9 protein-coding genes are annotated in these 11,388 nt (G+C 41.1%); 6 read left to right on the top strand and 3 right to left on the bottom strand.

The window, feature by feature from the left end:
* Positions 1–63: 63 nt before the first annotated feature.
* A complete protein-coding gene (gene urtA / locus AC2SLN_RS10975; RefSeq protein ID WP_486549441.1) occupies positions 64–1,419 on the bottom strand; it encodes an urea ABC transporter substrate-binding protein in 1,356 nt (451 codons plus the stop codon).
* 664 nt (positions 1,420–2,083) lie between these two features.
* Between urtA and AC2SLN_RS10970 the strand changes: the two genes are divergently transcribed.
* Positions 2,084–2,953 (top strand): NRDE family protein, encoded by an 870-nt coding sequence (locus tag AC2SLN_RS10970; protein ID WP_486549442.1) that lies wholly within the window; start codon positions 2,084–2,086, stop codon positions 2,951–2,953.
* A 184-nt stretch (positions 2,954–3,137) separates the two neighbouring features.
* Entirely contained in the window at positions 3,138–4,232 is a 1,095-nt protein-coding gene (locus AC2SLN_RS10965; protein ID WP_486549443.1) for an NAD(P)-dependent alcohol dehydrogenase, read from the top strand.
* A 201-nt stretch (positions 4,233–4,433) separates the two neighbouring features.
* Here AC2SLN_RS10965 and AC2SLN_RS10960 read toward each other — a convergent pair whose 3' ends face one another.
* Positions 4,434–4,955 (bottom strand): RNA pyrophosphohydrolase, encoded by a 522-nt coding sequence (locus AC2SLN_RS10960; RefSeq protein ID WP_486549444.1) that lies wholly within the window; start codon positions 4,953–4,955, stop codon positions 4,434–4,436.
* A 989-nt stretch (positions 4,956–5,944) separates the two neighbouring features.
* On the opposite strand from AC2SLN_RS10960, the gene AC2SLN_RS10955 reads away from it, so the two are divergent.
* From AC2SLN_RS10955 to AC2SLN_RS10940, 4 genes are all read left to right on the top strand, one after another.
* On the top strand, positions 5,945–7,885 hold the full coding sequence (locus AC2SLN_RS10955) for an autotransporter domain-containing protein (RefSeq protein WP_486549445.1): 1,941 nt from the start codon (positions 5,945–5,947) through the stop codon (positions 7,883–7,885).
* 470 nt (positions 7,886–8,355) lie between these two features.
* Positions 8,356–8,805 carry a hotdog fold domain-containing protein gene (locus AC2SLN_RS10950; protein ID WP_486549446.1) on the top strand — a complete coding sequence of 150 codons (450 nt, stop codon included), beginning with the start codon at positions 8,356–8,358 and terminating at the stop codon, positions 8,803–8,805.
* Between the two features lie 307 nt (positions 8,806–9,112).
* Entirely contained in the window at positions 9,113–9,529 is a 417-nt protein-coding gene (locus AC2SLN_RS10945) for an OsmC family protein (RefSeq protein WP_486530418.1), read from the top strand.
* A 137-nt stretch (positions 9,530–9,666) separates the two neighbouring features.
* Positions 9,667–10,092, top strand: coding sequence for an MAPEG family protein (locus AC2SLN_RS10940; protein ID WP_486549447.1), 426 nt, complete (start codon positions 9,667–9,669; stop codon positions 10,090–10,092).
* Between the two features lie 40 nt (positions 10,093–10,132).
* Here the strand turns inward: AC2SLN_RS10940 and AC2SLN_RS10935 are convergent, their stop codons facing one another.
* Positions 10,133–11,101 (bottom strand): tRNA dihydrouridine synthase, encoded by a 969-nt coding sequence (locus AC2SLN_RS10935; protein WP_486549448.1) that lies wholly within the window; start codon positions 11,099–11,101, stop codon positions 10,133–10,135.
* Positions 11,102–11,388 lie beyond the last annotated feature (287 nt).

Here is an 11,388-nt window from a genome sequence, read left to right as displayed (position 1 = left end):
AGGGAGGTGATCTTTTATATTTCTTGATGATGCGTTATAAAATAACTCTAAGCTATGTCAGCCTTATTTAGGAATGTACTTACTCCAAGGCTCCGCACGGATTACCTCTGGCGTTTTACTAATCACATCGAACTGACCATCGGCACGGATTTGACCGATCATGACCGGCTTCCATAAATGATGGTTTTCTTCATCCATTTTTAAAGTGTAACCTGAAGGTGCATCGAATGTTTGACCACCCATGCTAATGCGTACTTTATCAACATCAGTCGTACCCGCTTTCTCTACCGCTTGCTTCCACATGTTGATACCCACATAAGTGGCTTCCATCGGATCGTTAGTTACCACTTTGTCGGCATTTGGTAATTTATGGTCAAGGGCATACTTTTTATATTTTTTGGTAAAGTCGCTATTGACTGGGTTTTTAACCGACATAAAGTAGTTCCACGCTGCCAAATGGCCTTGTAATAAACTGGTATCAATACCACGTAGCTCTTCTTCCCCTACTGAGAATGCCATCACAGGAATATCAGAAGCTTTGATACCTTGGTTAGCCAGTTCACGATAAAATGGCACGTTTGAATCACCATTAATGGTCGAAATAACGGCTGTCTTTTTACCAGTAGAGAATTTTTTAACATTCGACACAATAGTTTGATAGTTGCTGAAGCCGAAAGGAGTGTATTCTTCCATGATGTCTTCATCTGCCACACCTTTAGATTTCAAAAACGCTCTTAAAATCTGGTTGGTGGTACGCGGATAAACATAATCGGTACCCAAAAGTACGAAACGCTCAGCACTACCGCCCTCAGGGCTCATTAGGTATTCAACAGCAGGAATTGCCTGCTGATTAGGTGCTGCGCCTGTATAGAAGATATTTTCAGATTGTTCCTGACCTTCATACTGTACTGGGTAGAACATTAAACCATTTAATTCTTCAACGACTGGTAGCACAGATTTACGAGATACTGACGTCCAACCGCCAAATATCACGTCTACTTTATCTTGAGTTAATAGCTGGCGGGCTTTTTCCGCAAATAAAGGCCAGTCTGAAGCAGGATCAACGACCACGGCTTCAAGCTGCTTGCCTAACACACCGCCATTGGCATTGATTTCATCAATGGTCATAAGTGCAGTATCTTTCAGAGACGTCTCAGAGATGGCCATGGTGCCAGATAAAGAATGCAAGATACCCACTTTAATCTTGTCGCCATCTGCAGCTGGTGTGGTGGTGGTTTCTGTAGTTTCTGTCGAAGCTTCAGTTGGTGCAGTCTCTGCAGCTGTTTCAGCAGGTTTTTGGCAACCAATCAGGCTCAAGCTACCGACAATAGCAACGGCAAGTACTGACAAACGAGAGGTAAAAAGAGTGTCAGAAGTGGCGGCTGCATTTACAGCAGTAGAAGAGGGTAATATAAACATTTATTTCTCCAAAAATTCAAAATAACAGTGTTGTAAACAGATGTAACGTGCTGTGATTTACTGTTATGAATAGTTCAATATCTGTGCCAACCTTAAAAAAGTGGAATTTAATGAAAATATGTATGCTTTGGAGAATTTGCAGGGGCATTCATGCACCAAACATGCACCAAAATAGTTACTTATTTTACGATTTACAGTAAATCTGCACTAAATTGGACATTTTATGGATTATGATTTTTATAGATTAATGAATGTTAGGGTGTAAAAATAGTAACTAACTATGGCATTGGTTTGGTTATTTATTGAAAAAAAAGCCGAGTCGCGCATTTGATGAAACAGTAATACCCTTATCTGGCAAAAATATTTGAAAATTAGGATCGGCTTTATCAAATGCATCTAATACCACAAATAAATACTATAAACAGAATCTTTTAGGACTCGCTTTAAGCACTGATGACTGTCTTAATAATCAGGGTTGTCATAATATGTACTATACCCCTTAATATGATAATGTCGTTTTAAAGAACACTATTTAGGTAGGTGCTATTTATTAGCTAGATACTATTGAGTGTGTAAATAGATTTGTGGTAATGAGCATTTAATAACAGTCTCCCCTAAGAACGTTATGGAGAGAACTATAAAATAGTTATAGAAAGGAGACAGCATGTGTATTGTGGCAATAGCATGGCAGTTATTTGACGAGATGCCATTGGTGCTTTTATCAAATCGAGATGAGTTTTATGAGCGTCCTACCACGCCAGCGCATCAATGGGAAGACGCGCCAATATTTGCTGGGCGAGATGAAAAAAGTGGTGGCACTTGGCTTGGGTATCATCAACAGACTCTAAACCAAAGTAGTGGCAATCAATTTGTCAGCCAAAATGGACGATGGGCCGCAGTATTAAATTTTCGTGATGGCGTACAGGCGACTGAGGAGCAACGCTCACGGGGCGAATTAGTAGCAGGTTTTCTTACCTCTGAGCTATCGCCTATGCAGTTTGCTCGCCAGATTGACTTGCAAGCTTACGCAGGATTTAACTTAATTGTCGGGGACATTCGCCAAGCGGTTGTGGTCAACAATCGAGGTTATCCGCCAACCTCTCTTTATAGTGGACTACATATCCTATCAAATGGTCAGCCCGAAAGCAGTTGGTATAAGTGTGAACGTTTACGCGGGCGGGTGCGCCAAGAAGTGCTGCCGCTTATAGCCGAAAGCTTTGAGCTTAAAAATAGCGAGGAAAGTTACTGGAAATCAGCGGCATGGAATGTACTGTCTGATACGCAGCAAGCCGCAGATGATCAATTGCCTCATACGGGTATGCCCGAGGCGCTTGAAAAAGCATTATCATCGATTTGTATTGATACCCCAGATTTGAGTGACTATGGTACACGTACTCAGAGCATCCTGACCTTGAGTTTAGCCTCACATTTAGTACCCAGCTTTAACCTAGCTTTCGACACAAATAAACAACACACTCACAATACCTCAATCTTAACGTTAGAGAGTCGTGAATATCCGCATCATAGTAATTAATCATAGTACCTAAATCTCGTGACTGGGCTAATGGCTTTGTTGTATGCGAAATATAAAGTATAGAGTTACCAAAATCCATAAAAATAATGTGGCTTTAAACTGGCTTGTCATATTTTAAGGGTATATTCTATAAGAGAGATAACCTATATAAGATAAACAGCAATCTAAGTACAAGGAGTACCACATGAGCATGATGAAATCACTAATATTTGTTGAGCCAGGTAAAATTGAAATCACTGAAAAAAAGATACCAGACGTCGGCCCCAATGATGCTCTAATTAAAATTACTACAACCACCATTTGCGGTACCGACATTCATATCTTTAAAGGTGAGTATCCTGTGGCACAGGGTCTTACCATCGGTCACGAGCCTGTTGGCATTATTGAGAAGCTTGGTAGTGCGGTGATGGGCTACGAAGAGGGGCAACGGGTGGTTGCAGGTGCAATTTGCCCTACCTTTACCTCATATGCGAGCCAAGATGGCTTTCCTTCTCAAGATGGCGGTTATATTCAGCCAGATGGTACGTGTGCTTGTCATGGTTATAAGGCCACTGGGGGTTGGCGCTTTGGTAATATCATCGATGGCACTCAAGCCGAATATATTCTAGTGCCAGACGCACAAGCAAACCTAGCCCCTGTCCCTGATGGCTTAACCGATGAGCAAGTATTGATGTGCCCTGACATCATGTCCACGGGCTTTAAAGGCGCTGAAAATGCCAATATTCAAATAGGCGATATCGTCGCTATTTTTGCCCAAGGGCCAATTGGCTTATGTGCCACAGCGGGTGCTAAATTAAAAGGCGCGTCGACTATTATCGCCATCGATGGTAATAACGATCGTTTGGCAATGGCCAAAAAGATGGGTGCCGACATCACGCTGAACTTTAAAGAAGTGGACGTCGTAGACGAAGTGATGAAGTTGACAGGCGGGCGCGGCGTCGACAGTAGTATCGAAGCATTGGGATTACAGTCGACATTCGAGCAGGGGCTCAAGATACTTAAGCCGGGTGGTACGTTTTCAAGCTTAGGCGTCTATTCTGAGGACTTGACCATTCCTATGGCGCATTTTGCCGCAGGACTTGGCGATCATACTATTCGCACCGCACTGTGTCCGGGGGGTAAAGAGCGTATGCGCCGTCTGATGAATGTGATTGAATCAGGTCGCATTGATTTGTCTGAAATGGTAACTCACACCTATGCGCTAGATGATATCGTTGAGGCCTATGATTTATTTATGCATCAACGAGATGGCGTGTTAAAAGTGGCTATCAAGCCATAGCCTATAGTCTCACGGGTTTTAAACGGTTACCGTGTTAAGCATGCTAAGCTCACTTAGCCGACTGGTTGGCATCTTTGAGCTCGCTTGCCTACATCCATCCATTTTAAACTGGGTTCACTATAGACACGCCCGAATACACAAAGAGCCCATATCACTAGATATAGGCTCTTTGTTATACAAATTGAAAATCTCATAAGAGTATTATACCTGAATCAAATGGTTGGTTTGCTCAGGAATGACTAACTCTGGTTTCAGGGGTAATTCACGTGCTAATTCGTGCAAAGCACGGCGATAAACCCCTCGTTTAAAATGAACCACCTGACCCAGCGGATACCAGTAACTGACCCATCTCCAATGATCAAACTCTGGTTTAGATGTATCAAAGCGGATATGTTCGGTGTTCGGTTCATCTAGCTGGAGCAAAAACCACTTTTGTTTTTGTCCAATACACAAAGGGTGTTGCCCATGACGAATGTATCGTTTAGGCAAGCGATATCTTAGCCAATTATCCGTGACGGCTAACATTTGAACGTGGCGAGGATATAGTCCTACCTCCTCCCAGAGCTCTCGATACATTGCATCAATGGGGGTTTCGCCAACATCTATCCCCCCTTGCGGGAACTGCCAAGAATTATGACCAACGCGTTTCGCCCATAGAACTTGTCCTTGTGTATTTGCCAAGATGATACCGACATTGGCTCGAAAGCCGTCTGCATCAATCATGACTTAAACCTTTAAAAATTGTCGAAATTAAAAAACACCTACCGTCAACACGTTACTTTTATCGTTCTAATATCTAATAAGGAATCATGAAATAGTAGGTTGAGAATCGTTGCTACTATTAAACCAGTAAATTATGTAAATTGGTAATTTATTTTGGTAATAATTGTTTTACATTGTTTTAAAGTACAACTAAATAAAGTCAAGCTAGTTCAGCCACTTAAGCTAGGTTAATTGGCTTATAACAGGGTAGGATTATTTTTGAAAAAGAGCTTTACTCATTACTTTCAATCATACCCTCTAATAAAGCAGTAGCCAATCCTGCCATTCGCTTGTATCTGCGTGGTTTAGCGAGGCAGTGTCATTAGTTAAGTTATCTCAGTTCCCTATGCCGAATACACTAGATCAGACTTTCTATAAGTCTTTAGAAAGCGATAGACTTAACCGAGCACTACTTGATAGGATAATAGCGAGTTTTATTAACGACACTAAACATTCAGATTCAGATTATAAGGTGGGTCTAACCTATCTAAATACTAACCATTATCACTTTACCAAGCCTTTTAGCTCTTTAGTACCGCATTTTTTTAATCATCATACCCATTACACCCATCACAGACTCAGGTAACTACCTTGCTCAGCCAAATGAATATCAAAATAGACAACACAGATTTATTACTGCTTATTAACGATATAATATAAAGAATAAAATGAGGTTCGAATAAGCATTGCTTTGTCGGGAAGTATTGATCTTTTGCAGTCAGCCCTGCTGAGTCGTTAACGTCCTAACACCGCCATAGAATCAAACACGTTCTCCTTTAATTTTGCCCACCAAATCAATTGCCAGCCCACTATAAACGCTATACACTAAACTTTATAAACCGCTTGTATATACGACAAGGAAGCCACCCAGCAGGCTATCAGCATTCCTAATATGTGAATGTTCAACAGACCCTAAACAAATTATTAAGCAAGTTACCAAGGAAGCCACAATGTCTCACACTACCACGCCTATCTACAACGCACCTAGAATGCTCACTAAAAGTATGTTGACCATTGCATTATATGCAGCAGTGGTAGGTCATGCACATGCGGATAGTCATTACAACAGTATTACCTTCTTTGGCGATAGCCTAACTGACGGGGGTTACTTTTTACCAGTGACGCAACAAATTCCTGGCGTAACTGAATCAGGACAATTTACTACCAATCCAGACGATACATGGGCAACCCCTTTTGCCCATCAGCTGGGTCTTACCTCTTTGGCCAATACATTTGGTGGTCAAACGGGTGATCAAGCTGTTCATAACCAAGCAATTAATAACTATGCCATCGGTGGTGCAAAAGCGGGTGTGGAAGTAACCAATAGTAACTTTGGCTTTGACATTCCCGTCGCTTCTGCCAGTAGTCAAATAGACCAATATTTAGCCAATAATAAAATAGACCCTAATGGTTTATATGTGGTGTGGGCAGGTGCAAATGATCTACTTGCCGCTTCAGAAGATAGTGCCAATGCTCAAAACATCATAGGTTCAGCGGTTAATAGTCAAGTTATGAACATCAAAAAGCTGAGTGATAAGGGGGCAAAGTATATTTTAGTGCCTAATATTCCAGATATTGGCTTAACGCCTGATGTGGTAGGAACTGCTGCTCAAGCGCCCAGCACTTATGTTACCAATCAGTTTAACCAAGCTATGTTAAAAGGTGCTGCTAACATCGATGCAAATGTAATACCGCTAGACACTTTTGGCTTGCTACAGCAGGTTGCCGCATCGCCTGAAACATACGGCTTCAAAAATGTAACAGACAAGGCATGTTTGACTGACAGCTCCTTGATTTGCGGAAAATCAGCGCGAGTAGCAGCAGATGCCAATGAGACCTACTTTTTTGCTGATAGCGTTCACCCAACTGGGCAAGCTCATAAAATGATTGCAGATTATGCCAATGCTGTCGTTACTGCACCAAACCAGATAGCGATTTTACCGCATTTAGCAACCACAGCAGGATTTGCCACCAATGAGCGCTTGCAGTCACATATCAACCAGACCCAAAGCGCTAATGGCTCTTTAATGACTAACTCTTTAAATAACAGCGCTATCAGAGCGACACGTAACGTTTGGGCAACGGGCGATGTTCAAGGCCAAGATATTGATAATCTTGAAAGTAGCGGTAATGCTCAATTATTAGTGGGTATGGATTTTGCCTACGCTAATTCGCCACATGCAGTGACGGGAATATACGCTAACATCACTAAAAAAGAATTTAATAATAACAATGTCGTCTCAGGGCTTAGTGATATTGAACTAGATGAGTTTGGAGTTGGCGTCTATCACAGCAATACATTTGATAATCTTGGCGGTATACAAGTTAATGGTGCATTAGGATTTGGTAAGCTGGATATGGATGTTACCCGAGCTGTGACACTAAGAGATTATACGCAAAAGTTTAAGTCGAACGCTGATGGAAAGCGGTATTATGCCAATTTGCAAGCCGGCTACCCTATGCAGTTTAGCCATACAACAATGACGCCATATTTGGGTGCATCAGTTAGCCGAGTTAATGTAGATGCGCTAAAAGAAGTCGAAATGTCGGGTATAGCTATGCAGTTTGATGAGCAAGAATACACTACCAGCTATGGCAAGATTGGGCTAAAAGGAAATAGAAACCTTAGTGAGACCCTGAATTTATTTGGGGACATTTATTATCAAAAGCAACTATCTGATGATCAGGAGGGGGTTACTGCCCGCTTAAATAGCTTGCCAGATAATAGTTTTACCACGCCTCAGCCAGCATTCGATGAGGATAGCTTTGGTATGACTGTGGGTTTGTCTCGTCAATTTGGTCCGTTTAACGCTAACGCTGGTGTGACTCATACAAACGCTAAAGATGATGATGCAACCAGTGTGTTTGTTGGATTCAGTAGAGCGTTTTAATTAGTCGCAACCTAGGGCGTGTCCTCAGTGCGTACAATTGCATTTAAATGGGCTAAAAATAGCTAAATCTTGTCATACCACGTCAAATAACGGGGAAATATCTCGATATTTACCTATTATTTTCCTTGTCTGACTGCGATTTACCTTATTTTTATCTCCATTTTCAAAATGAGGACACTCCTTAACCTTAAATTTTTCAGTCTAGTTTAAAAGCCTAAGCTTATAAAAATGCCAAGCAGGGGTAAGGGCTTGGTATTTTTATAACACATTTTAAAGTGGCAACGTAAATATTTAAATAGAATAAATTTATAGTCCAGTCAATTTAAACTTACGCTAGTTTAGTCACTCTAAAACCGCTATAAAGCAACTCAAGGCGGGCTATACAGTAGTATGGTTAACTAGGGTAACGCCGTGTTGATTTAATCGACGGTAGACTATACTTCCCAAAATTTATAGATGGTTGAGATGTCATGAAAACTTTGAAATTGTATCAAACTTTGCAGAAGTTACCGTTAGGTAAGCCTTTGTTTAGTAAAATTGTGTGCTTTAAAGCGCCATATTTTTCTTCAATATCGCCAAAAATAGTGGAGTTAAGACCGGGTTACTGTGAAATCCTTCTAAAAAAGCGTCGTTCCATTCTAAATCACATCAATACGATACATGCGATCGCTATGTGTAACGCCGCTGAATTGGCAGCAGGGATGATGACCGACGTTTCAATACCCTCTGACTATAAGTGGATACCTAGTGGGATGACGGTAAAGTATCTACATAAAGCTAAAACAAGTTTAACCGCTATTGCTAGCGATAAAGATATTGAGTGGGTAGCAGGTAATATTGTTGTCCCAGTTGTTTTGATAGATGAAAGCGGTAAAACGGTATTTCAAGCTGAAATTACTATGCATATAAAACAGCGTTAAACGTAAGACCGCGCTCGCTGCATATCTCGCTCTCTGCTTAGAAATAAAAGCACTTTTAGCGGTATAATCTCAAATAAGCTAATATCTAATAGTGAGAAAACCCATTCGAGTATTTAATTGAGGCTTACTTAATTATCTGCTTGAGTGAACGTTGCGTTACTTACCCAACTAATATTGCATCAAAAAATGGTCGTGTTACGATTATGCATCGCCAATATAAAAGTTTATAGAAAAATTTATAAAGATAAATACTAAAATTAGGGATAACCGCATGAGCAACCAAACACCTGTTCAAACACCAGCAGATATGCCACTGCAAGGCAGCGTAGTATGGAAAGAAGACAAGCATTTTTTAGGAACAGCGCCATCTGGACAAACAGTAGATATTGATGCCAATAAAATAGCTGGTGCAAGCCCAATGGAGCTCATTTTGTTAGGGTTAGGAGGCTGTGCCAGTTATGATGTCGTCGGTATATTACAAAAAGGGCGTCAGGATATTAAAGACGTTCGTTGTGAATTGTCTGCCATTCGTGCCGATAGCGTGCCTGCGGTCTATACAGATATTCATCTAAACTTTGTCGTTACTGGTAAAAATATAAAAGAAAGCCTAGTGGCAAAAGCGGTCGAATTATCTGCGGAAAAATACTGCTCGGCCAGTCGAATGTTAGCATTAGGTGGGGTTAATATCACTCATAGCTTTGAAGTAGATGCCAGCGAAGGCTAAGGTCTGCCCTCAAAGGTAAAAAGGTAAGTTTAACTAGTTTTAAAATATAACTTTATTCCATCACTTAACAAAATGATGTTTATATAAACATAAGAAAAATAAGATAAGCCAAAGATGAGCATTAGAAGGAAAGTAAAATGAGTTGGTTTTTCGTACTAATACCGCAGTCCGCTAGTGTGGCCATTTGGGCAATGGTGGCCGCCAGCATACTACCCATTTTGTTTGCGATGTTGGCAAAGGTTTTGGGCGAGTTTCATATGGCAGACAATGCCCATCCGCGTGAAACGGTCGCTAAGTTTAGTGGTAGGGCAGCTCGTGCTCATGCTGCTCAACAAAATAGCTTTGAAACCTTACCTGTGTTTTTAGCTTCAGTAATTGTCGCCATGCTCTTTTTTGTGCCTCAAGTTGTCATTAATAACTTAGCAGTGATGTATGTCGTGATTCGAATCGCTTACGGCATTGCATACATCATTAACTTACCAACATTCCGCTCCATTCTGTGGGGCTTATCCATGGTCTGTTGTTTCATGTTATTTTACTTAGCCATTCGTGTCAGTAGTTAATTATTTCCTGATTGTCGAACTAATTTTATTTTGAGCAAACTTAAATAGAATCTTCCAATGCTCTAATAATGACTTGCTTGTCTTTCACTCGTTTAATGATTTCCCATGTTTGCTTCGCTTCAATATATCCTTTAGAGAGCATAGCAATCCATTGTTTATAACGGCCTACTAAAACGGTGTCGTTTTTAGCGTCACCATGCAAAAATGCAATTTGGTAGGGTAGTAGCTGTTGCCATGCTAATTCTGCACTGGATTCATCAACTTGAGCCACTAAATCTGGGCGTGTTACTGCGCCACGGCCAAGCATCAAATGACGGGTTTGTGCCTTTATCATACAGTTTTGTGCATGCTCCGTATTCCATATTTCGCCATTTGCAATAATGGGAATAGGTAAGTCGTTAAAACGGGCTATTTTCTCCCAATAGGCAGGTGGTTTATAGCCTTGAGTCTTGGTACGGGCGTGAATGGTTAGCCAGTCAGCACCGCTATCAGTAATGGCCTTTTGAATATCATCCATGTTAGTGGTATCGGTATAGCCCAAGCGTATTTTAGCGGATACAGGAATGTCGGTTGGAACGGCAGTACGTACCGCAGAGATAATATCTCGCATTAATGTTGGCTCATCCAGTAATACACTACCACCTCGATGGTTATTTACTGTTTTAGCAGGACAACCAAAGTTTAGATCAATGGCTAAGGCACCCAGTTCACAAGCGGCTAAGGCGTTTTCTGCCATGAGTTCAGGGTTACTGCCTAAAAGTTGAACATGGATTGGGGTGCCACTTTGAGTCTTGCTTTCGTTTTTAAGTTCTGGAACATAACGGTAAAACACATGATTAGGTAACACGTGTTGAGTAACCCGAATAAACTCACTGACCGACCAATCGTAAGGACGACCTAAATCGTAGGCAATTTGAGTGAGTATTTGCCGCATCAAAGGGTCAGACAGACCTTCCATTGGTGCGAGCAGTCGTACAGGGGTTGAGAAAAACTGAGTTGAAAATGACATAAAGCTCACACATAATGATCTTAGATTAGAGGAGGTTTGCAATACCAAGGTTTTAGTGTTTAATGACAGAGCATTCGCTTAGTAACGTTTGTATATCCGTACTGTTAGTACCATGACACTCACTGGCGGTTTGGTTCGAAGCCTTTAGATAAATATCTATAAGGTAGTCGCCGATATCATAAGCAGCCCAATTTGGTATGCCACTACACTTTATAATGGCTAAAATATTAATTTTTATTCGGCTAACCCAAGCGTATAACTGGCTTCAATAAGTGCATTATCTTTGA

This window comes from Psychrobacter sp. CX90 (assembly GCF_057396305.2).
Note: the sequence above shows the minus strand (reverse complement) of the source record. Positions and strands in the feature narration are given on the sequence as shown.

Excerpts from the sequence above, each read along its gene's own strand:
- urtA (WP_486549441.1), bottom strand. The coding sequence starts at position 1,419 with ATGTTTATATTACCCTCTTCTACTGCTGTAAATGCAGCCGCCACTTCT.
- AC2SLN_RS10970 (WP_486549442.1), top strand. The coding sequence starts at position 2,084 with ATGTGTATTGTGGCAATAGCATGGCAGTTATTTGACGAGATGCCATTG.
- AC2SLN_RS10965 (WP_486549443.1), top strand. The coding sequence starts at position 3,138 with ATGAGCATGATGAAATCACTAATATTTGTTGAGCCAGGTAAAATTGAA.
- AC2SLN_RS10960 (WP_486549444.1), bottom strand. The coding sequence starts at position 4,955 with ATGATTGATGCAGACGGCTTTCGAGCCAATGTCGGTATCATCTTGGCA.
- AC2SLN_RS10955 (WP_486549445.1), top strand. The coding sequence starts at position 5,945 with ATGTCTCACACTACCACGCCTATCTACAACGCACCTAGAATGCTCACT.
- AC2SLN_RS10950 (WP_486549446.1), top strand. The coding sequence starts at position 8,356 with ATGAAAACTTTGAAATTGTATCAAACTTTGCAGAAGTTACCGTTAGGT.
- AC2SLN_RS10945 (WP_486530418.1), top strand. The coding sequence starts at position 9,113 with ATGCCACTGCAAGGCAGCGTAGTATGGAAAGAAGACAAGCATTTTTTA.
- AC2SLN_RS10940 (WP_486549447.1), top strand. The coding sequence starts at position 9,667 with ATGAGTTGGTTTTTCGTACTAATACCGCAGTCCGCTAGTGTGGCCATT.
- AC2SLN_RS10935 (WP_486549448.1), bottom strand. The coding sequence starts at position 11,101 with ATGTCATTTTCAACTCAGTTTTTCTCAACCCCTGTACGACTGCTCGCA.